The 20,253-nt window shown below is 67.1% G+C and carries 20 protein-coding genes; 5 read left to right on the forward strand and 15 right to left on the reverse strand.

Annotated features, from left to right (window positions below; genetic code table 11):
* Window positions 1-5: 5 nt before the first annotated feature.
* Window positions 6-2,072, reverse strand: coding sequence for a carbon starvation CstA family protein (locus tag VAPA_RS20415; protein ID WP_021008660.1), 2,067 nt, complete (start codon window positions 2,070-2,072; stop codon window positions 6-8).
* Window positions 2,073-2,180: 108 nt separating this feature from the next.
* On the reverse strand, window positions 2,181-2,585 hold the full coding sequence (locus VAPA_RS20420) for a hypothetical protein (protein WP_021008661.1): 405 nt from the start codon (window positions 2,583-2,585) through the stop codon (window positions 2,181-2,183).
* A 236-nt stretch (window positions 2,586-2,821) separates the two neighbouring features.
* Between VAPA_RS20420 and VAPA_RS20425 the strand changes: the two genes are divergently transcribed.
* A complete protein-coding gene (locus tag VAPA_RS20425; RefSeq protein WP_021008662.1) occupies window positions 2,822-4,135 on the forward strand; it encodes an IS1380 family transposase in 1,314 nt (437 codons plus the stop codon).
* A gap of 171 nt (window positions 4,136-4,306) precedes the next feature.
* Here the strand turns inward: VAPA_RS20425 and VAPA_RS20430 are convergent, their stop codons facing one another.
* Both VAPA_RS20430 and VAPA_RS20435 read right to left on the reverse strand, forming a co-directional pair.
* On the reverse strand, window positions 4,307-4,828 hold the full coding sequence (locus VAPA_RS20430) for a C40 family peptidase (RefSeq protein ID WP_021008663.1): 522 nt from the start codon (window positions 4,826-4,828) through the stop codon (window positions 4,307-4,309).
* A 9-nt stretch (window positions 4,829-4,837) separates the two neighbouring features.
* Window positions 4,838-5,260: a DUF1801 domain-containing protein gene (locus VAPA_RS20435; RefSeq protein WP_021008664.1), complete on the reverse strand. Its 423-nt coding sequence runs from the start codon at window positions 5,258-5,260 to the stop codon at window positions 4,838-4,840.
* Window positions 5,261-5,375: 115 nt separating this feature from the next.
* On the opposite strand from VAPA_RS20435, the gene VAPA_RS20440 reads away from it, so the two are divergent.
* The 3 genes from VAPA_RS20440 (at window position 5,376) to VAPA_RS20450 (ending at window position 7,509) form a co-directional block, all read left to right on the forward strand.
* Window positions 5,376-5,936 (forward strand): hypothetical protein, encoded by a 561-nt coding sequence (locus tag VAPA_RS20440; protein ID WP_021008665.1) that lies wholly within the window; start codon window positions 5,376-5,378, stop codon window positions 5,934-5,936.
* On the forward strand, window positions 5,933-7,126 hold the full coding sequence (locus tag VAPA_RS20445; RefSeq protein ID WP_021008666.1) for a PrsW family intramembrane metalloprotease: 1,194 nt from the start codon (window positions 5,933-5,935) through the stop codon (window positions 7,124-7,126). Before VAPA_RS20440 ends, VAPA_RS20445 begins: the two co-directional genes overlap by 4 nt.
* Before the next feature lie 119 nt (window positions 7,127-7,245).
* Entirely contained in the window at window positions 7,246-7,509 is a 264-nt protein-coding gene (locus VAPA_RS20450) for an extensin family protein (protein WP_021008668.1), read from the forward strand.
* A gap of 48 nt (window positions 7,510-7,557) precedes the next feature.
* Here VAPA_RS20450 and VAPA_RS20455 read toward each other — a convergent pair whose 3' ends face one another.
* On the reverse strand, window positions 7,558-7,953 hold the full coding sequence (locus tag VAPA_RS20455) for a hypothetical protein (protein WP_021008669.1): 396 nt from the start codon (window positions 7,951-7,953) through the stop codon (window positions 7,558-7,560).
* Window positions 7,954-8,312: 359 nt separating this feature from the next.
* Between VAPA_RS20455 and VAPA_RS20460 the strand changes: the two genes are divergently transcribed.
* Window positions 8,313-9,878 (forward strand): serine hydrolase domain-containing protein, encoded by a 1,566-nt coding sequence (locus VAPA_RS20460; protein WP_021008670.1) that lies wholly within the window; start codon window positions 8,313-8,315, stop codon window positions 9,876-9,878.
* Window positions 9,879-9,880: 2 nt separating this feature from the next.
* Here the strand turns inward: VAPA_RS20460 and VAPA_RS20465 are convergent, their stop codons facing one another.
* The 10 genes from VAPA_RS20465 to VAPA_RS20510 all read right to left on the reverse strand — a co-directional run bounded on the left by VAPA_RS20465 (window position 9,881) and on the right by VAPA_RS20510 (window position 20,241).
* Window positions 9,881-10,501: a DUF938 domain-containing protein gene (locus VAPA_RS20465; RefSeq protein WP_021008671.1), complete on the reverse strand. Its 621-nt coding sequence runs from the start codon at window positions 10,499-10,501 to the stop codon at window positions 9,881-9,883.
* Window positions 10,502-10,551: 50 nt separating this feature from the next.
* The gene (locus VAPA_RS20470; RefSeq protein ID WP_021008672.1) at window positions 10,552-11,196 is read right to left on the reverse strand and encodes a response regulator transcription factor; all 645 of its coding nucleotides are present in this window, start codon (window positions 11,194-11,196) and stop codon (window positions 10,552-10,554) included.
* Between the two features lie 4 nt (window positions 11,197-11,200).
* Window positions 11,201-12,565, reverse strand: coding sequence for a cache domain-containing protein (locus tag VAPA_RS20475; protein WP_021008673.1), 1,365 nt, complete (start codon window positions 12,563-12,565; stop codon window positions 11,201-11,203).
* 77 nt (window positions 12,566-12,642) lie between these two features.
* Window positions 12,643-13,581, reverse strand: coding sequence for a VTT domain-containing protein (locus VAPA_RS35425; RefSeq protein ID WP_021008674.1), 939 nt, complete (start codon window positions 13,579-13,581; stop codon window positions 12,643-12,645).
* Window positions 13,582-13,620: 39 nt separating this feature from the next.
* Window positions 13,621-14,631 (reverse strand): aldo/keto reductase, encoded by a 1,011-nt coding sequence (locus VAPA_RS20485; protein ID WP_021008675.1) that lies wholly within the window; start codon window positions 14,629-14,631, stop codon window positions 13,621-13,623.
* A 68-nt stretch (window positions 14,632-14,699) separates the two neighbouring features.
* Window positions 14,700-16,241, reverse strand: a complete 1,542-nt coding sequence (locus tag VAPA_RS20490; protein WP_021008676.1) for an alkaline phosphatase D family protein — start codon at window positions 16,239-16,241, stop codon at window positions 14,700-14,702.
* On the reverse strand, window positions 16,238-17,008 hold the full coding sequence (locus tag VAPA_RS20495; RefSeq protein WP_021008677.1) for a glycerophosphodiester phosphodiesterase family protein: 771 nt from the start codon (window positions 17,006-17,008) through the stop codon (window positions 16,238-16,240). Before VAPA_RS20495 ends, VAPA_RS20490 begins: the two co-directional genes overlap by 4 nt.
* A 19-nt stretch (window positions 17,009-17,027) precedes the next feature.
* A complete protein-coding gene (locus tag VAPA_RS20500) occupies window positions 17,028-17,948 on the reverse strand; it encodes an ABC transporter permease subunit (protein WP_021008678.1) in 921 nt (306 codons plus the stop codon).
* 24 nt (window positions 17,949-17,972) lie between these two features.
* Window positions 17,973-18,881 carry an ABC transporter permease subunit gene (locus tag VAPA_RS20505; protein WP_021008679.1) on the reverse strand — a complete coding sequence of 303 codons (909 nt, stop codon included), beginning with the start codon at window positions 18,879-18,881 and terminating at the stop codon, window positions 17,973-17,975.
* 31 nt (window positions 18,882-18,912) lie between these two features.
* Entirely contained in the window at window positions 18,913-20,241 is a 1,329-nt protein-coding gene (locus tag VAPA_RS20510; RefSeq protein WP_021008680.1) for an extracellular solute-binding protein, read from the reverse strand.
* Window positions 20,242-20,253: the final 12 nt, after the last annotated feature.

The raw sequence follows: 20,253 nt of genomic DNA on the forward strand, positions 1-20,253 counted from the left end.
CCTGCTCAGCGTGCCGCCGACGCGGCGAGCGGTTCGAACGGCGTCTCCTGCGCGGTCGGCCGATGGGCCGCGCGTGCCGCGAGGCAGGCCTTGATGCTGTAGACCAGCACGCTCAGCACCACGAACATGAAGAGCGCGCACAGCGCCGCATCGAGCCGGTCGTTGAAGACGATGCGCGACATGGCCTCGGGCGTCTTCGCCGGCGCCACCAGCACGCCGTTGGCGAGCCCATCGACGTATCTGGCCGCGTGCGAGAGGAAGCCGATCTTCGGATCGGGCGAGAAGATCTTCTGCCAGCCGGCCGTGAGCGTGCACGCCAGCAGCCATGCGGCCGGCGCAATCGCCACCCATGCATAGCGCTCGCGCTTCATGCGGAACAGCACCACCACGCCGAGCAGCAGCGCCACCGCGGCCAGCATCTGGTTGGAGATGCCGAACAGCGGCCACAGCGTGTTGATGCCGCCCAGCGGATCGACCACGCCCTGGTACAGGAAGTAGCCCCAGGCCGCCACGCACAGCGCCGTGGCAAACAGGTTGGCCGGCAGCGAATCGGTGCGCTTGAGCGCGGGCACGAAACTGCCCAGCAGGTCCTGCAACATGAAGCGGCCCGCGCGGGTGCCGGCGTCCACGGCCGTGAGGATGAAGAGCGCCTCGAACAGGATCGCGAAGTGGTACCAGAAGGCCATCATGGCCTGCCCGCCGATCACCTGGTGGAGGATGTGGGCCATGCCCACGGCCAGCGTCGGCGCACCGCCCGCGCGGCCGAGAATGGTGCTTTCGCCCACGTCCTTAGCGGTCTGCACGAGCATCTCGGGCGTGACCACGAAGCCCCAGCTCGAGATGGTCTGCGCCGCCTGCTGCGCGGTGCTGCCCACCAGCGCGGCCGGGCTGTTCATTGCAAAGTAGATGCCGGGCTCGATGCACGAAGCCGCCACCAGCGCCATCACTGCCACAAAGGATTCGGCCAGCATGCCGCCATAGCCGATGAAGCGCGCATGGCGCTCGTTGTCGAGCATCTTGGGCGTGGTGCCCGAGGAGATCAGCGCATGGAAGCCCGACACCGCGCCGCAGGCAATGGTGATGAACAGGAACGGGAACATGCTGCCCGCCCACACCGGCCCGCCGCCCTGCGCGAACTGCGTGAGCGCAGGCATCTGCAGCGTGGGCATGACGAACACGATGCCCAGCGCCAGCGCGATGATGGTGCCGATCTTCAGGAAGGTCGACAGGTAGTCGCGCGGCGCCAGCAGCAACCACACCGGCAGGCTCGCGGCCACGAAGCCGTAGCCCACCAGCATCCAGGTGAGTGCCTTGCCGTCGAAGGTGAAGAGCGGCGCCCACGCGGGGTTCTGGCTCACGGCCTGGCCGCCGAAGATGGCGAGCATCAGGAGCACGAAGCCGATCAGCGAAACCTCGCCGATGCGCCCCGGCCGGATGAAGCGCAGGTACACGCCCATGAACAGCGCCACCGGAATGGTGGCCGCCACGGTGAAGGTGCCCCACGGCGATTCGGCCAGCGCCTTCACCACGATCAGCGCCAGCACCGCGAGGATGATGATCATGATCATGAAGGTGCCGAACAGCGCGATCATGCCGGGCACCGTGCCCATCTCCTGCTTGACGAGGTCGCCGAGCGAGCGGCCGTCGCGCCGCGTGGAAATGAACAGGATGATGAAGTCCTGCACCGCGCCCGCGAACACCACGCCCGCCAGCACCCACAGCAGCCCGGGCAGGTAGCCCATCTGCGCGGCGAGCACCGGGCCCACCAGCGGACCGGCGCCCGCAATGGCCGCGAAGTGGTGGCCGAACAGCACGTTCTTGTCGGTCGGCACGTAGTCCAGGCCGTCGTTGTGGCGGTGCGCCGGCGTCTTGCGGTTGCCGTCCAGCCCCAGCACCTTCTCGGCGATGAACAGGCTGTAGTAGCGGTAGGCGATCAGGTAGGTGCAGACCGCGGCGGTCACCACCCACAGGGCGTTGACGCTTTCACCGCGCGTGAGGGCCACGGTGCCCAGCGCGAATGCGCCGACCACGGCCACGACGAGCCACACCAGATGGCGGCGGATGCTGTGCATGGGAATGTCTCCTGGGAATGAACCCGGGAGTGTTGCCGCACGCGCGCGCAGGCGCATCCGTCGGACCGCGCGGCCCGCGTGCGTGGCTTTGCGTAATGGAAAACCCTGCTAGCGGACGGTCGACATCACCGTCGCGCGGCAGCGGGGCTGGTCGCGCGGCGCCAGCAGGTTGCAGTTGTCCAGCGCACGCTGCTGCATGTCGCTGAGCCTCGGCTGCTCGCCGGGGGGCGGGCCGTCCCACTGGCGATAGGCCGGCGGCGGAGGCGGTTGCTCGGCCCAGCGCTCGCGGCGTTCGTATTCGCGCCGCTGTTCCCGTTCGTAGGCGCGCTGCTCGCGGCGGTCATAGCGCTCTTCGCGGTCGCGCTGGATGCGCCACATGCAGGTGTTGAAGTCGACGCCGGAGCGGCCGCTGGCGCAATAGCGGCGGTCGTTCTCGTAAGAGTCGCCGCGTTGCGCGAACGCCGGGAGGATGGTGACAAGGCCCAGAACGGCCAGGACGAAGATTTTTTTCATGAGGACCTCTCCGAGGTTCGGTGATACCGGCACAGCATGCCACACCGGCCCGACCGCCCCAAGGCAGGCATCCCCGTAGAACCAACGGCGACACCGATGCGTTAAGTTGGATTGAGCAGCATTTTTTCGAGCCTAGCCTGGATATTTCGCGAGTAGAAGGTCGGCAGCCCTGAGCCGGGATGCGTTGTTATTGGTATCTGATGCCAAGAACATGCAACTCGAGAACAGGACTGCCAGTGCCAAAGTGTACCGATGTGCCAGTGAGATTTTGCAAGGTTGGGCGTCGCGTCGTGGAGGCGGCGTTTGACGGCGGAGATATCGTCAGCGACGGTGGTGCGGTACTGCTCAAGCAAGTCGATGAGCGCATCGGCTTGACGCGCGCGGCGGCGCGCGTGTTCGCTGACGCACGGCGCAAGGCCAGCGTGCGTCACGACATTCGCAGTCTGCTCGCGCAGCGCGTGTACGGCTTGTGTTGTGGCTGGGAAAGTGTTTCGCAGCACAACACGCTGCGCCATGACCTGGCGCACCAAACGGCGGTAGGTCGTGTCGTTGAGCTGGCCTCGGCGCCGACGTTGAGCCGGTTGGAGACTTCGGCCACGAGCGAGCATGCCGCGGCGTTGCACGCTGTTTTGTTGGATCAATTCATCGCTAGCCGCATGACGACCCCCGACGAACTCGTGCTCGACATCGATGCCACGCACATCCCGCTGTACGGTGACCAGGAAGGCGCGCACTTCCACGCCCACTACGACAACTACTGCTACTTGCCGCTGTACATCTTCTGTGGGCAAGACATGCTCGCGTGCGTGCTGCGCCCGAGCTGGCGCGATCCGGCCAGCGTGCTCAGCGCGTTGATCAAGCTGATCGCGCGACGGCTGCGCCAGGCGTGGCCCGGCGTGCGGCTCGTGGTGCGCGGCGACTCCGGCTTCTGTCGCCCGAAGGCGCTGCGCCGCTTCGACGCCTGGGGCATTGACTACATCGTGGGCCTGCAGAAGAACTCCGCCTTGCTTGAACGCGTGGCCATCGCTGAACACGCGCTGGCCGAGCAGTACGAAGCCGTCGGCACGAAGCAGCGCCTGATCGGCGAGTTCCGATATGCAACGCGCAGCTGGGAGCGTGAGCGGCGCGTCATCGCGCGGCTGGAGCACGGCGCGCAAGGGCGCAATCCACGCTTCGTGGTCACGAGCCTGGAAGCGGGAGACGCCAAGTCGCTGTACGAGGACTTGTACTGCGCCCGCGGTGAGGCCGAGAACCGCATCAAGGAAGCGCAGATCGACCTGTTCGGTCGCCGCGGCAGTTGTCGCCGCTTCGCGTCCAACCAGTTGCGCCTGCTGTTGGCTGCGCTGGCCTACACCTTGATGATCAACCTGCGCCGGCTGGCCCTTCAAGGCACGCAGTTGGAACGCGCGTGCACCGCCACCATCCGCGTCAAGCTGCTCAAGATCGGCGCCGCCGTGCTGCGCAATACCCGTCGCATCCGCCTGCTGCTGGCCTCGCACCACCCGCTCAAGCACGTCTTCCTCACGGCCGCTCGCGCACTGGCTCCATAGATCGCGTCGAGTGCTGTCCCCGGCACGTCGACAAACAACGGGGGTAAGGGGGCACTGCGTCTTCAGCCCCAGCAATGCGGCTGAAATCTCACTCATCGCGGTTGTATCGCGCGCTTCGCGCCCTACATTGATCAACTGCCATCGCGACACGTCACTCGCGAAATATCCAGGCTAGAGCCGCCGCGCCTGCATCGGCTGGCGCGACCAGTAGATGCCGTCCAGCCGATCGAGCCGAACCTCGCCGCCCGTCGACGGCGCATGCACGAACTGCCCTGCCCCCACGTAGATGCCCGCATGCGACGGCGTGGACGCGCCGAAGAGCACCAGGTCGCCCGAGCGAAGGTCGGATGCGGGCACGGGGCGGCCGAAAGCGGCCATCCGCGCCACCGTGCGCGGCGTGGCCTGGCCCGTGCTGTTTCTGTATACGTAGCCGATGAGCCCGCTGCAATCGAAGCCGCCCTCCGGCGTGTTGCCGCCGTAGCGGTACGGCGTGCCGACCAGGCCCAGCGCATGGATCGCGACGCCGCTCGATTGCTCGGCCGTGAGCACGGGAGGCGGCCCGTAGCCGGCCCCGGGCTGCGGCCCCCGCGGGCCCGCGCAGCCCAGCACCAGCAGGCAGGCACCGATCGGGAGCAGCCGAAGAAGCGGCAGCGGCATGCGGAGGCGTGGCGCGGGTGCGGATGCGTCGGGCATGTGGTTCCTTCAGGACTTGGCCGTCTTCTTCGCAGGCTTTGGCTTGCCGGCACTGTTGAGCGCCACCGCCTGGCGCACGAGCGCCTCGAAGGCGGCTTCGTCGACTTCTTCGCCTTCGAAGATGTCGATCGCGCGGCGCATGTTGCCGTCCAGGCTCGCGTTGAAGAGGCCGGCCGGGTCCGGCAGCGAGGCGCCCTTGGCGAAGGTGAGCTTCACCTTGTCCTTGTAGGACTCCCCCGTGCAGATGATGCCGCCGTGCGACCAGACCGGCGTGCCCATCCACTTCCATTCCTCGACCACATCCGGGTCCGCCTGCTTGATCAGCTTGCGCATGCGGCCCAGCGTTTCGCCGCGCCAGCCGCCGAGCTCGGCGATTCGTTGCGAGATGAGCCCCGATGCCGGCTGGCCGGTGCTCGCGTCCGACTTTTTCATGTTCTGTCCTGAAGGTTCCGAAGCAGCTTCATTGCAATGACCGTGGAGGATAGCCATGCGTCGAAGCAATGCAAGCAAGGCCCGTGTCCCGGCCATCGTATGGCACGATCACCGCATGCCCGAGCCATCCCGCCGCATACCGTACCGCACCTGGCCAGGCGCGCTCGCGGTGCTCCTTGCCATTGCCGCCTACGTGGGCGGCCTGACCTTCTGGGACAGCCGCACGCCTGGCAACCGGCCGCTGCCCGCGGGGGAAACGGTGGCCGTCGGCCATGCCAGGTTCGTTCCCGCCAGCGGATGGGAGATGGACGTGTCGCGCTCCAGGGCCGGCCAGTCGTTGATGCTGTTCAAGGGCGGCCACAAGTTCCTGGTGACCACGCGTGCATGGGCGGGCGGGCCCGACGGTCCGCTGATGCGGCAGCAAAGGCTCATGGAACGCGGCCAGGGCCTGAACATCGACGGCGACGTGTCCGACTTCGTCACCTCGTGGGGCCTGCAGGGCAAGACCTTTGCGTACTACGGATCGAAGCTGGCCGGCCGGTTCTGGCAAGTGGTCGACCTCCAGCGCCGCTCGCTCGTGCAGATCGAGTGCTACGGCGCCAGCGACGGCCTGAACGAGACGATGGCCGAGGCCCGCAGCATGCTGGAATCCATGGACCTGGAGGCATCGCCGTGAGCCCGCCCGCCTTCGAAGGCCAACAGGACCGCGGCGACTGGCCGATCGGCACCGATTCGTTCTTCCAGCCGCAGCGCGCGGCCTTCTGGCTGCTGGCGGCGCTGATCGTCAACGGCCTGTTCTACACCATCAACATGTTCTCGATGGGTTTCCGTGTCGTCCCCGTCACGGCCCTGCTGGGCATCCTGGTGTGGGGCATCTACACGCTGGTTTTTCTTCTGGTCTTTCGCACGCTGGACCTGCTCGAACAGCACCCGCCGGAAGCTTTCGTGCTGGCCTTTGCATGGGGCGGGCTCGGAGCCGTCTACTTCGCCGCGCCGGCGAACATCGCCATCCAGAGCCTGTGCGCCAAGCTGGTGTCGCCGGATTTCGTGGCGCTCTGGGGACCGGCCATCGCGGGCCCGATCACCGAGGAGTTCCTGAAGATCGCCGGCGTCATCCTGCTGGTGCTGGTGGCGCGCAACCAGTTCCAGACTTATCTGTCGGTGCTGATCGTGGGTGCCATGGCGGGCCTGGGTTTCCAGGTGGTCGAGAACCTGACCTACACCGTCAACGCCTCCATGCATTTTCCGCTCGAGAACCAGGTGTCTCCGGTGCTCATCAACCTGCTGACGCGCGGGCTGCTGAGCGGACTGTGGAGCCACGCGGCCTACACGACGATCGCGTCCTTCGGCGTCGCCTGGTTCCTGCTGCATCCGGAGCGGTCGATGGCGGCGAGGATCGCCTGCGCATTCCTGTGCTTCGCACTCGCGTGGGCGATGCATTTCATCTGGAACTCGCCATGGCTCGAAGACCTCTTCGACGGCGGGTATGGCGACATGGCGGTGCTGCTCGTCGTCAAGGGCATTCCCGCGATGATTGCGGCGGGCCTCTTCTGGCGGGTTGCTGCGCGCGAGAACGGCGCCTACCTGCATGCGCTGGCGGCCTACTTCGTGCCGGAGCGCGAGCTGATCCGCGACGACGAGTGGATCCGCCTGGGCGCGCCCTTGTTGCGGTATCGGATTCGCAGGCAGATGGGCTGGACCTTCGGCCTGCGGGCCAGGCGGCTGAAGACGCTGCTGCAGCGCGAGCAATTGCGGCTGATCCGAAAAGCGATGACCTATGGGCGCGGAGCGCAGACGCTGCGGCATGAAGTGGCGATAAGGCGCATACGCGCCGAGCTGGATCCGCTCATTGCAACGCCACCCTGAGCGATGGGCCTCAGCCATGGCGATCGATCTTCGGCTGGCATTCCATCGAGGTCAATGGCCCTGGATCCTTCTGGGCGTCCGGTGAAGCCGGCGCCTTCGCGCCGCAAGCCTCCGCCGGCGTGCGCCTGGGCACGGCGCCTTCGCTGAGCTGCCCGATGGCGCTGTCCTTCTTCATGTGGGAGCGGCACGCGCTGCAGCCGGCTGCCAGGCAGCGCTTCGGCCAGCCGGTGGTGGCCATCGAGCACCTCGGCAGCTATGCCTGCCGCAACGTGAACCGTGGCGAAGGCGCCGTACCAGGCGCTTCGCGCAGTCGGCACGCAACGGCCGATGCGCTGGACGTCGCCAGCCTGACGCTGGCCGGTGGGTACGACATGTGCCGCTAGCGCACCCAGGATGTGACGCCTATGCGCCCGCATCTCGAAGCATTGGCACTACGCAGTGATTTCGCTCTTCTTGCGTGCTACCAAAGCCGCGAGACCAGCACTGACGATGGCCCACGCTCCAATGCCAACAGCCATCGCGTTCTCGGGCTTCATAGGCAATTGCATCGGAATGATGCCAAAGGCAATGCTGACTGCTGCGATGGCACCAAGCATTCCAAGCGCCCGACGTGGACTCGTGGCGGCGACGCCGCCGACCCAACCATCCAACACGGCAGAGGCTAGACCGCCCATGACGAAATACACGCGCAGGATCCGGGCGGCTTCATCCTCGCCGTGATGCCCAATCCCTGTGCCTGGAAACGCAAGTGAAAAGAGGATTGGCATGCCCAGAAACAAAGCGACGCCGAGAAAAGCCCCGCACAGAGTGAAGATCGGACGCTTCATCAGCTTATCGGCCAGAAGACCACTCGACGCGACGCGTGCAAATCGGAGTAGAGGTATCCATTGCCGCTCCATGGCCGTGAGTGCGCCACATCTTATCGACTCAAGCGCGTGCTGCCAGCCACCCAAAAGGCTACGTCCACACAGGCTGTCTCCTCCGACCGTGAACTATTGCCGCGTTCTGCAGGCAAGCACGATGCTGGGACTCTTCGGCCATTGGATCGAAGGGTGAGAACCTTGGAGCTACATCGCATGCACCTCACTTGAAAGCGCTAGGCGCCCTCACGGAATTCACCCACAATCCCGCCGGTGCCGAAGGTTGCGCACCGCAATCGACCATCGCGAAGACCCAAGGACCGCCAATGAAGTGCTCGATCCGCCGCTCCCTCACCACAACCGCCGTGGCCCTGGGCCTGGCAGCCGTGTTGGCCTCCTGCGGTGGCGGTGGCGGCGGGGGCGGAGGCGGCGGAGGGATCGGCATCGGCGCTCCATTGCCGCCGACCACGGCGCAGTTGCCGGAACGCGAGGCGCTCATTGCCCGCGCACGGGCCCTCGAACTCAACACGCCCTACGTGCCACCGCCCGGCAACGTGCTGGAGCACCACACCTCCGGCTATGCCAAGACGATGTGCTCCGCAGTGTTCATCACCGGCATCGACCCCGACGTCGCCGCCGAAAGCCTCGGCTACTTCGTGGGACCGTACGACCAGCGCAAGAACGTCGGCAAGCCCGTGGTCGACCGCGTGAAAAAGGAGGTTCGCATCTCGATTCCCAACGGCCCGACGCTGGTGGCGCGCCACTTCGGTTCGCAGGGCTGCGTCACGCTGCCGGCCGGCCGGGACGACGTTCTCTTCACGCCCGTCGAAGTCAAGAGCTCGCTGCCCGACCCCGCGACGCAACCGTGGCCGATGGGCGACGTGCTGCCGGGCGACCCGCCGCCGGCCGATGTCGACATGGCCAGGGTGAATCAGGCCGTCGACGCCGCGTTCGGCGTGCCGGAGGCCTACACATCGGCCTTCGTGGTCACGCACAAGGGCCGCATCGTCGCCGAGCGCTACATGAACGGCATCGGCGCGACGACGCCGCTCGAATCCTGGTCGATGGGCAAGAGCGTCGTGGCCACGATGATGGGGGTGCTCATCAAGCAGGGCGTGTACAAGCTCGACCAGCCGGCGCCGATTCCCGAGTGGCAAGGCGCTGGCGATGCGCGGCAGCAGATCAAGATTTCCGACATCCTGCAGATGTCGAGCGGCCTGCGGATCAAGGCGCCGGACGATCCGGACTTCGACCCCAACGGCACCTACCCCGACCACGTCTACTACTACACGGGCCGCATCAACGCGTTCAACTACGCCGCGACCCGGCCGCAGCAATGGCCTCCCGGCGCGGTGGGCCGCTACCGCAACACCGATCCCGTGCTGGCCAACTACCTGGTTCGCCTCGCGGTGGAGAAGCGCGGCGAGGAATATCTTTCGTTTCCGCAGCGCGCGCTCTTCGACAAGATCGGCATCCGCTCGATGGTGATCGAGACCGATCCCTACGGCAACTTTCTCACGCAGGGCTACGACTTCATGTCGGCGCGCGATTGGGCCCGCCTGGGCAATCTCTATCTGCAGGACGGCATGTGGAATGGCGAGCGCATTCTTCCCGAAGGCTTCGTCAATTTCGTGAGCAGCGTGGCACCGGCCTGGGCAGCGGACAAGCGCCCGATCTACGGCGGCTTCTTCTGGATCAATGGAATGAGCTCGCTGGCGATGCCGACGTCGGCCTACTACATGCTCGGCGCCGGCGGCCAGTTCGTGCTGGTGATTCCGTCACACGACCTCATCGTGGTGCGGATCGGCCATTCGAAGGGCGAACGCTTCGCGGCCTCGACGCTGAACAAGGCGCTTGCGCTGCTGACGGCTGCGGTGCCCCGCGTGCGCTGAACTCAGAAGCCGAAGGCCAGCAGCAGGTTGTTCGCGGGCATCGCATGCCGCTCGCGCAACACGAGTCCTGACTGGCGCGCCTCTGCCCCCACATCCTGCAGGCGGCGTATGCCCCATGCAGGATTGCGGGCGCGCAGGTCCTGGTCGAACGCCAGGTTGCTCGGCGCCGGTGTGCCTTCGTCTTCGAAGTAGGGCCCGTACGTGATCAGCAACCCACCAGGAAGCAGATGCTGCGCGGCGCCCTGCATCAGCGCAGCACATGCGGGCCAGGGCGCGATGTGCAGCATGTTGGCGCAGTAGATCGCATCGAACTTTTCGTCTGGAGCGAACGCCGCCCCCTGCGACGGCCATCGAGATGACATCACGTCTAGCAGCAGCGGTGCACGAAGATTGGGCAGCGCGGCTTCTGCGACTCGGCTTGCAATGGCGGGGAGCATCCGTGCATCCGCGTCGGTCGGTTGCCAGGTCCATTGAGGCATTGCTGCTGCGAACCACGCGGCGTGCTGGCCTGTTCCGGATGCGATCTCCAGTGCGGTGCCGCGCTCGCCGAGGATGCGGGTCAGCGCCTCGAGGATGGGCTGCTTGTTGCGATCGGCGGCGGGGCTGTGGGGAAGGTCGGACATGCGAATTCGGCTTGGATAGGTGTGGTTTGATTGGGGACAGACAGCGCGGTTCACCCCTGCCCGAACTCCCGCGCATGCTCCACCGCATACTTGATGAGTTCCGCCTGCCCTTCGATGCCCAGTCGCCGCTTGATGCTCTGCCGGTGCGCCTCCACCGTGCGCACGCTCAGGCCCAGGTCGCGCGCGATCTGCTTGCTCGATTCGCCGCGGCCCAGCGCGGTAAGAATCTCGCTCTCGCGCGGCGTGAGCAGCGGCCTTGGCGCCTGGTTGCGGAACAACTTCTTCGACACGGCCGGGCTCAGGAAGGTGCCGCCCGCCGACACGGCCTCGATGGCGGCCACGATCTCGGCCGCGGGCGCGTCCTTCAGCACGTAGCCGCGCGCGCCCACCTGCAGGGCCTTCTGCACGTACTCGGGATTGTCGTACATGCTGAGCATCACCACATGCGGCGCGGGCTGGCGTTGCAGCACCAGCGCGGCCAGGTCGATGCCGTTCATGTCCTTCATGCCGACATCCATCAGCAGCAGATCGGGCCTGAGCGACTCGACGAGCGCCAGCGCCTCGGCCGCGCTGCCCGCCTCGCCGACGATCTCGAGCCTGGGCATGGTGCCCAGCCGCGCGCGCAGGCCATCGCGCACCAGCGGATGGTCGTCGACCAGAAAGAGGCGAATGGGGGCAGCGTCTTCTTTTGTCATTTGGCTATTCGGGCTTCGCGCTGCGGGCCGGCACTTCGGCCACGATGGTTGTTCCGCCTTCGCCGGACTGCACATTCAGGTGTCCGCCGATCGACTCCATGCGTTCGCGCATGTTGCGCAGGCCGATGCCGCGCCGCGGGTCGAGCTGCATGGCATCCACGTCGAAGCCGGTGCCGTCGTCGCCAATCTCCAGCCGCACGCCTTCTTCGTCGGAAAAGCCCAGCGCAATGTGCACGCGGTGCGCCTGCGCGTGCTTGCGCACGTTGGTGAGCGCCTCCTGCGTGACGCGGAAGAGCGCAGTCTTGGCTTCCTGCGAGAGCTCGAAGGCCTCGCCCTCGATCATGATCGACGCGTCGATGGCGCCCTCTTCGGCGAATTCATCGCCCAGGCGCTCGAGCGCTGCAGGCAGGCCAAGCGTGTCGAGCAGAGCCGGCCGCAGGCGGTGCGAGATGCGGCGCACCTCGAGCAGCGAATCATTGAGCCTTTGCAGCGCCTTGCTCAATGCGGGCGGCGTGGGCTGGCGTTCGCGGTCCAGCGCGTCCACCGCGGATTCGATCAGCAGCTTGGCCGACACCAGCGTCTGGCTGGTGCCGTCATGCAGCTCGCGTGCGAGGTGACCACGCTCTTCCTCCTGCGACTGAACCACGCGCCGCGCCAGCAGCCGCAGCTTGGCCTCGGCCGTGCGGTGCTCGCTGAGGTTGAGCAGCAGCCCGGTGGCGCTCACCACGCCCAGGCACAGCGCGGCAATGCCGGCAATCCAGAGCAGCGTGGTGGTGACGTTGGCGCTCATCTGGCGGTCGAGCGCCTGCATGGTCGCCTCGATGTCGTCCAGGTACAGGCCGGTGCCGACCATCCACTTCCAGCGCGGCAGCGCAGTGACGTAACCAAGCTTGGGCGCCATCTGATCGCTGGAAGGCTTGCGCCATTCGTATTCGACGTAGCCACCGCCCGCACGCGCGCCCGCGATCAGGTCCTGGATGGTGAAGCGCCCGCGGGAGTCGCGCATCTCCCAGAGGTTCTGGTTCACGAGCTCGGGCTGGCGCGAATGCATGAGCGAGCGGCCCTGCATGTCGTAGACGAAGAAGTACCCGTCGTCGCCATAGTCGAGCGCGGCCAGGCGGCGCAGGGCTTCGCTGCGGGTTTCCTCGTCGTCCTGGCCGGCGTCGTACAGCGGCCGCACGGTGCTCACGGCAAGGTCGACGTAGCTGCGCAGTTCGCTGCGCCGCTGGGCCATGTAGCTTTTCTCGATCAGCGCACGCTCGCGCTGCGCCAGGTCATGCTCCTGGTGGCGCACCGCCAGGGCCACCAACACCAGCGCAACCAGCAGCGGTGCAACGGCCAGCGCGACGATCTTGGTGCGGAGGTTCATCGGAGGGCAAGACTACCACCGGGCAAGGCCATGGACCCAGGATCGCGAAGGTGCCCGACGCGCTCCAGCGCCGGCTTTCAATGGAGACTTGTCGGGCGGCCCGAGGCCACCCAGGCATCGAACCCGCCGGTCAACGGCAGGGCGCGCCGCGCACCACGCGCCAGCAGCACGCGCGCAGCCAGGGCGGCTGACACTTCGTTGGGGCAGTTGCAATAAAGGACCACGTCGCGCCCGTCGACCAGCGGCAGTTCCGGATGCCGCTGCTGCAGCGCCTTGAGCGTGTACGGCAGTGCCCCGGGGATGCGGCGCGGGTCGACCTGCACGCCCGCCTCTCCGCGCACGTCGATCACCAGCGGCGGCGCCTCGCTGGCCAGCAGCTCGTGCAGCTCGTCCACGCTGATGCGCGGCATGCCCGTGAGCCGCATGAAGGCACGCCGACGCCAATAGCGCACCGCCAACATCACGGCCAGCACCACCACGAGCGCCAGGGTCGCGATGCCGCCGGCCTGGGCCAGCATGGCCAGCACCTCCTGGATCTGGTCGCGAAAAATCCAGCCCAGCCCGAGGAAGGCGCCGGTCCAGACCAGCGCGGCGCCAATGTCGAAGCCGATGAAGCGCCACACCGACATGCCCAGCGCACCGGCCATCGGCGGCGCAACCACCGACACGCCCGGCACGAACTTGGCGGCCACCAGCGAGAGGCCGCCCCATCGGCCAATGAGCGATTCGCCGCGCCGCACGCATGAATCGGGCGACAGCGAGATGCGGCACAGAAGGCGCATGAAGCGGTAGCCGAAGCGGCGCCCGGCATAGAACCAGGCGCCATCGCCGAGCACGTTGGCCAGCACCGCGGCCAGCACCACGCCCGCCACCGAGACGTTGCCGGCCGCCAGCAGCGCACCGGACACCACCAGCACCGCGGCCGCGGGCACCGGCAATCCGAGGCGCGCGGCAAAGCTCGCCGCGAAGACGATCGCGATCGCGTTCTGCACCAGCAGCGACATCAGCTGTGCCATGGCAGCAGCGCGAGCTTCTTCGGATTCACTCCTGGGTGCCTACCTGGGCGCGTCGCCCTTGCGGTATTCGGCCGTGAGCTCGTCGAGCTTCTGCTTCAGCGCGGGGTCCAGCTTGTAGTCGGCCGCGGCCAGCGTGGCGTCGAGCTGCTCGGGGCGGCTGGCGCCGAGCAGCGGCGCGGTGATGAGCGGGTTGGCCATGACCCAGGCCACCGCCAGGGTGGCCAGCGGCACGCCGGCTTCGTCGGCCAGCTGGTGCAGCTGGGTCACGGTGTTGAAGCTGCGCTCGTTCCAATAGCGGTCCTGGTACATGCCGCCGGCCGTGCCGAGCGTGAAGCGGGTGTTCTCCTCGGGCGTGGCGCCGGGCTTGTACTTGCCGGTGAGCAGGCCGCCGGCCAGCGGGTTGTAGGGAATCACGCCCAGGCCCTCTTCGCCCGCGAGCGGCAGCAGCTCGCGTTCGATCTCGCGGAACAGCAGGCTGTAGCGCGGCTGCACCGACACGTAGCGCGTGAGCTTGTGCAGCTCGGCCTTGCCGAGCGCGCGGGCCAGCCGGTAGGCCAGGAAGTTGGACACGCCGATGTAGCGCGCGCGGCCCGACTTGACGATGACGTCGAGCGCCTCCAGGCTCTCTTCGAGCGGCGTCTCGCGGTCGTCGCTGTGCAGCTGGTACAGGTCGACATGGTCGGTCTGCAGCCGCTTCAAGGAGGCATCGATGGCGTCGAGCAGGTGCTTGCGCGAGGCGCCCTGGTCCCAGCTGTTGGGGCCGACCTTGCCGACGGCCTTGGTGGCCACCACGAAGCGGCGGCGGCCCGCGGAGCCCTGCTTCTGCAGCCAGCGGCCGATGATCTCTTCGGTGCGGCCGGTGGTTTCGACGGTGCCGCCGAGCGGATACACGTCGGCGGTATCGAGAAAGTTGATGCCGCCCTCGGCGGCCTTGTCGAGGATCTGGTGCGACACGGCCTCGTCGGTCTGCAGGCCGAAGGTCATGGTGCCGAGCGCAAGGCGCGAGACGGTGAGGCCGGTGCGGCCGAGTCGGGTGGTCGGAATGCTCATGAGGGTGTCGCTCCAGGCGATTGAAGGGCGACGGCCATCATAGTCACGACAGCGCAAGGCTGCAGCGCTCAGGTGCTTTCGAGATGCACGCCGGGCGCGCCGCGCTCCACCGCAAAGCGTGCCATCGGCACGACGGCGGCGTCTTCGGCCTTTTCGTCGTCCACGGCGCGGAACTCGACCGCGCAGCCGCGCGCATCGAGCGCCATGTGCGCATAGCCGCGCTTGTCGCCCCGGCCGTAGCGCAGGTGGTCGTTCTTGGCGAGCATGTTGGCCACGTTGGCGGCGCTGGGGCCTTCGGAGGTGATGGCGCCGCCGACGAATTCGGTCGCCACCGCCGGCCCCTGCGGCTCGCGGCGCAGGTCGGCGGCCCAGAAGGCATGCACGTCGCCGCTGATGACCAGCGCATCGCCGCCGCGCGCCTTGTTCGCGGCCAGGCCGTCGAGCAGGCGCGCGCGCGAGGCGGCGTAGCCGTCCCAGCCGTCCATCCAGTAGCCGTGCTCGGGACCGCGCTTGCGGTCGGCCTCGGCCAGCAGCGTGGGCTGGGCGATCACGGTCCAGCGGGCCCGCGGCGCAGCGAGTTCGTTCGCGAGCCAGGCCTCCTGCCTCGCGCCGAGGAAGCTGCGCTCCGGTGACAGCCGGTCGGCGCAGTCGGCCAAGGGCGAGGCGCTGCGGCCCGCGAGGCAGGCATGGTGCGAACGGTACTGCCGCCCGTCGAGCAGCAACACGTCGAGCATGTGGCCGAGGCGATGGCGGCCGTAGATGGTGGCCGCGGCGCCGGTCGGCCGCATGCTGGCGGGCACGGGCATGTGCTCGTACCACGCTTGGTAGGCCGCGGCGCGGATCGCAAGGAACTGCGCGGGATCGATGCTGCGCGGCGAGACGTCGTCGGTGTAGTCGTTCGCCACCTCGTGGTCGTCCCAGGTCACGAGCCAGGGGAAGGCGGCGTGCGCGGCCTGCAGGTGCGGATCGGTCTTGTAGAGCGCATAGCGGTCGCGGAACTCGCCGAGCTGCGTGGGAATGCCGCCCTGGTGGTGGCGCACGTGGCGCGAGCCCCAGGAGCTTTCGTAGATGTAGTCGCCCAGGTGCACGACGAAGTCCAAAGGCTGCATGGCCATGTCGCGGTAGGCCGCGTAGTAGCCCTGCTCGTACTGCTGGCATGACGCGAAGGCGAAGCGCAGCGGCTGCGGCGCGGCATCGCCCTCGGCCGGCGCGGTGCGGGTGCGGCCGGCGGGGCTTCGCGCGCCATTGGCCGTGAAGCGGTACCAGTAAGGCCGGCCGGGTGCGAGGCCCTGCACCTCGACGTGCACCGAATGCGCGAGCGCCGCAAGGGCCGTCGCCCTGCCCTTTGCCGCGATGCGCGAGAAGCCCTCGTCGTGCGCCACTTCCCACCGCACGTCGACCGGGGCCTCGCCCATGCCGCCGCCCTGCAGCGGATCGGGCGCCAGCCGGGTCCACAGCACCATGCCGTCGGGCCTGGGGCTGCCGGACGCCACGCCGAGCGTGAAGGGAAATTCGCGCGAAGCCCGTTGCGCGTGGAGCCGGAGGAACGGATGGCCGAGCGATGCGGCGGCCATTCCGCCGAGCAGCAGGCGGCGGCGCGAGACCCTCATGGTGTTGCGCGCGCGGCCAGCGCCAGGTCGGGTCGGTCGGTGGTGATCTGGCGCAGGGGCATGGTGAGCCATTGTGCAATTTCATCGGGCTCGTTGACGACCCAGGCGCCCAGCCGTTCGCTGCCGAGTGCGGCCAGGCACTGCGGCCAGGTGGCGGCCAGCAGCTTCTTCTCGACCGCGACGATGCAGCCCGGCAGCGCCGCGTAGCGCGCCAGTGCACGCGTGATGCCGCCCAGCATTTCAGCCGAGCGATGGTCGAGCGAGGCCAGCACGCGCCCGCGCGGCCAGTGGGCGAGCACCTGCGCCAGCACCTCGGGCACGAAGCAGGTCAGGACGCTGCGATCGGCCACGCCCGCATCGTGCAGCGCCTGCACCGTGCGCGCGATGGCGCCGGGCGGCAGCTCGCCGGCGGCGTCGGTCTTGATCTCGACGTGCACCTCCATGCGCGTGGGCGCGAAGAGCTTCAGCACTTCGGCCAGCGAAGGCACGCATTCGCCGGCTTCGTCGCGGCGCTGTTCCCCCTGCGCGCCCTGCCCTTTGCGCAGGCGCGTGGCCAGCACCTGGGCGGCAGCATGGTCGCGCACCGCGCCCGTGCCTTCGGTGGTGCGGTCGAGCAGCGGATCGTGGATGACCACGGCCTTGCCGTCGCGCGTTTCCTGCACGTCGAATTCGACCGCATCGGCGCCCAGCGCGATGAGGCGGCGAAAGCCGCTCATGCTGTTCTCGGGCCAGAGATTCCGCGCGCCGCGGTGTCCGACGATGATCATTGCTGCAAAGTCCCTTGCCTCATTTGCTGCTGTCCACCAGCCCCTTGACGAACGAACGCTGGAGCGCCACCACCACGACGATGGGCGGCAGCATCGTGAGGAGCGCGGCGCTCATCGCCACGTTCCATGCCGGCTGCGAATCGGCGCGCGGTATCAGGTGCTTGAGGCCGATCACCGCGGTGGCCATGTCCTTGTCGGTGGTGAAGAGCAGCGGCCAGAGATACTGGTTCCAACCGTACAGGAAAAGAATGATCGCCAGCGCCGCAATGTTGGAGCGCGACAGCGGCAGCAGGATCGACCAGAAGAACTGCATCGGCGAGGCGCCGTCGAGCCGGGACGCCTCGCACAGCTCGTCGGGCACTGTGAGAAAGAACTGGCGGAACAGGAAGGTGGCCGAGGCCGAGGCGATCAGCGGCAGGATGAGGCCCGGGTAGGTGTCGACCATGTTCCACTGGAGCTGGATATCGATGGTGTGGCCCGTGATGGCGTTCCATGCCGACGAAAGGTGCAGCGCCTCCACCACCCACTGCAGCGGCAGCGCCGCATTCGCCACCGATTCGTAGGTAGGCGAAATGCGCACTTCGATGGGCAGCATCAGCGACACGAAGATGAGCCAGAACGCCGTCATGCGAAAGCGGAAGCGGAAGTACGTGATGGCAAAGGCCGACAGCAGGGACACCGCGATCTTGCCCACGGTGATGCCCGCCGCCACGATGAACGAATTGAAGAACAGCCGGCCGAAGTTGGCCTGCGTCCACGCGGTGCGCAGGTTCTGCACGAACTGGTCGCCGGGCAGCCACGGCAGCGGCACCTGCTGCACCTCGGCAATGGTGAGCGAGCCCGCGACGAAGGCCAGGTAGAGCGGCACGCAGACGAAGGCCACTCCCACCAGCAGAATGGCGTGGCAGATGCCGTCGAGAACGGGAGCGCGTTCAACCATGCGATGAATCCTTGGGGCCGTGCGTCATACGTCGTAGCTCACGCGCCGCTCCACGTAGCGGAACTGCAGCAGCGTCATCAGCAGCGCGAAGATCATCAGGATGACCGACTGCGCTGCCGACGAGCCGAGGTCGAGGTTGATGAACCCGTCGACGTACACCTTGAACACCAGCACGTTGGTCGCACCGGCCGGTCCGCCCTGCGTGACCGCATCGACGATGGCAAAGATCTCGAAGAAGCCGTAGACGAAGTTCATCACGGCCAGGAAGAACATCGTGGGCATGAGCAGCGGCAGCCCGATGGTGAAGAAGCGCCGAAGCGGCCCTGCGCCGTCGACCGCCGCCGCCTCCATCAGCGAGGAAGGAACCGCCAGCAGGCCGGCGAGCAGAAAGATGTAGTCGTAGCACACATGCTTCCACGAGGCGGCCAAAATCACCAGGATCATCGCGTCCGAGCCCACGCGGTTCGGGTCCCACGCGAGGCCGAGCGCATGCAGCACCTGCGCCAGCGGACCCACCGCCGGGTTGAACAGAAAGGCCCACAGGATGCCCGCAATGACCGGCGCAATGGCATAGGGCAGCAGGATGATCGCCTTGTAGATGCCGCGGCCGCGGATCACCCGGTCACTCGCAAAGGCCAGCACCAGCGCCACCGCGATGGTCAGCAGGTTCTGCAGGATGGTGAACACCACCGTGACCTGGACCGACTCGTGGTACGTGTCGCTTTGCAGCAGCTGCGCGAAGTTGTCGAAGCCGACGAAGTGCACCGTGTTGCCGAACGGATCGGACAGGAAGAAAGCCTGCCCCAGCGCCCGGAACGACGGGATGAAAAAGAAGAACAGCAGGATCGCGAGCTGCGGCAACAGCAGCAGCACGGGCAGGCGCACGTCCTTGAAGTGCGCGCGCTTCAGGCCCGATTCGATTGCTGCTGCCATGGATGCTGCCTGCCACCGGGTCCCAGCCCGCTCAGTAGCGGCCCTTGTTGAGCTTCTCGTACTGCCGCAGGATCTCGTTGCCGCGCTTGACGGCATCGTCCATGGCCACTTGCGGCGTCTTCTTGCCGGCCACCACGTTCTGGAACTCGTCGCGCTGCGCCATCATGGTCTGCGTGAAGTTGCCGAAGTGAAAGCCGGTGGAATTGGCCGTGGGCGTGCCGCGCGTGAGCTGCAGGATCGCGATCTCGCGCGTTGCATGGTCCTTGTAGTAGCCCTGCGACCTGGCCAGCTCGTAGGCCTTGTTGGTCAGCGGCACGTAGCCCGTGGCCTTGACCCACCAGAACTGCGTCTCGGGCTTGGCCAGGTAGTCGAGGAAGGCGGCCACGGCCTCGTACTCGGCGGGCTTCTGGCCCTTCATCACCCACAGCGACGCACCGCCGATGGTGCTGTTCTTCGGCTGCTTGCCTTCTTCCCACGGCAGGTAGGTGGCGCTCCAGTCGATCTTGGATTCACGCTCGATGCCGCTGTGCGCGGCGGTCGAGGCAAAGTAGGTGGAGCACTTGCCCGAGGTGAAGAGCTGCTCGGGGCTCAGGCCCTGGCCAGCGATCTGCATCACGTCGTCGTCGATCCATTTCTTGATGCGTGCGACCTGCGAGACGACCGACGTGTTGTTGTAGACGAACTCGGTGTCCAGCCCCTGGTAGCCGTTGGCCTTGGTGGCATAGGGAAGGTCGTTGATGGCGCTGTAGTTCTCGAGCAGGCTCCAGTGGTAGTCGCCCGCGAGCACCGAGCCGCAGGCCGAAATGCCCTTCTGCTTGATGGCATAGAGCTGCTTCTCCAGCTCCTGCCAGGTCTCGGCAGGCTTGGCGAAGCCGGCCTTCTCGAAGTGCGCCTTGTTGTACCAGAGGATGGGCGAGGACGAATTGAAGGGCATCGTCATCAGCTTGCCCTTGTAGCTGTAGAAGCCGGCCACCGGCTTCACGAAATCGGCCCAGTCGACCTTGAAGCCGCGCTGGTCGAGCAGGTCCTGCACCGGCATGGTCGCATCGGACAACAGCATGGTCATGAAGCCGCGTTCGTAGATCTGCACGAGCGCCGGCGCACGCTTGGCGCGGTAGGCGGCGATGGTGCCGTTGATGACCTCGTCGTAGTTGCCCTTGTAGACGGCGGTCACGGCGTACTTGTTCTGCGAGCTGTTGAAGTTCTTCACCAGCTCTTCCACCCGCTCGCCGAGCGCCCCGCCCATGGCATGCCACCACTGCACCTGCACCGGCTGCGCGGCGGCGGGCGTGGCGCTCGCGAGCCAGAGCGTGGATGAAAGGGCCAGCATGGCCAGCGTGCTGCGTCGTTGGATGTTCATCGCGTTCTCCTG

The sequence above is a fragment of the Variovorax paradoxus B4 genome (assembly GCF_000463015.1).
GTDB classification, from domain to species: Bacteria; Pseudomonadota; Gammaproteobacteria; order Burkholderiales; family Burkholderiaceae_C; genus Variovorax; species Variovorax paradoxus_E.

Coding starts and splice junctions, on each gene's coding strand:
- VAPA_RS20415 (WP_021008660.1), bottom strand. CDS start 2,072: ATGCACAGCATCCGCCGCCATCTGGTGTGGCTCGTCGTGGCCGTGGTC.
- VAPA_RS20420 (WP_021008661.1), bottom strand. CDS start 2,585: ATGAAAAAAATCTTCGTCCTGGCCGTTCTGGGCCTTGTCACCATCCTC.
- VAPA_RS20430 (WP_021008663.1), bottom strand. CDS start 4,828: ATGCCCGACGCATCCGCACCCGCGCCACGCCTCCGCATGCCGCTGCCG.
- VAPA_RS20435 (WP_021008664.1), bottom strand. CDS start 5,260: ATGAAAAAGTCGGACGCGAGCACCGGCCAGCCGGCATCGGGGCTCATC.
- VAPA_RS20440 (WP_021008665.1), top strand. CDS start 5,376: ATGCCCGAGCCATCCCGCCGCATACCGTACCGCACCTGGCCAGGCGCG.
- VAPA_RS20455 (WP_021008669.1), bottom strand. CDS start 7,953: ATGAAGCGTCCGATCTTCACTCTGTGCGGGGCTTTTCTCGGCGTCGCT.
- VAPA_RS20460 (WP_021008670.1), top strand. CDS start 8,313: ATGAAGTGCTCGATCCGCCGCTCCCTCACCACAACCGCCGTGGCCCTG.
- VAPA_RS20465 (WP_021008671.1), bottom strand. CDS start 10,501: ATGTCCGACCTTCCCCACAGCCCCGCCGCCGATCGCAACAAGCAGCCC.
- VAPA_RS20470 (WP_021008672.1), bottom strand. CDS start 11,196: ATGACAAAAGAAGACGCTGCCCCCATTCGCCTCTTTCTGGTCGACGAC.
- VAPA_RS20475 (WP_021008673.1), bottom strand. CDS start 12,565: ATGAACCTCCGCACCAAGATCGTCGCGCTGGCCGTTGCACCGCTGCTG.
- VAPA_RS35425 (WP_021008674.1), bottom strand. CDS start 13,581: ATGGCACAGCTGATGTCGCTGCTGGTGCAGAACGCGATCGCGATCGTC.
- VAPA_RS20485 (WP_021008675.1), bottom strand. CDS start 14,631: ATGAGCATTCCGACCACCCGACTCGGCCGCACCGGCCTCACCGTCTCG.
- VAPA_RS20490 (WP_021008676.1), bottom strand. CDS start 16,241: ATGAGGGTCTCGCGCCGCCGCCTGCTGCTCGGCGGAATGGCCGCCGCA.
- VAPA_RS20495 (WP_021008677.1), bottom strand. CDS start 17,008: ATGATCATCGTCGGACACCGCGGCGCGCGGAATCTCTGGCCCGAGAAC.
- VAPA_RS20500 (WP_021008678.1), bottom strand. CDS start 17,948: ATGGTTGAACGCGCTCCCGTTCTCGACGGCATCTGCCACGCCATTCTG.
- VAPA_RS20505 (WP_021008679.1), bottom strand. CDS start 18,881: ATGGCAGCAGCAATCGAATCGGGCCTGAAGCGCGCGCACTTCAAGGAC.
- VAPA_RS20510 (WP_021008680.1), bottom strand. CDS start 20,241: ATGAACATCCAACGACGCAGCACGCTGGCCATGCTGGCCCTTTCATCC.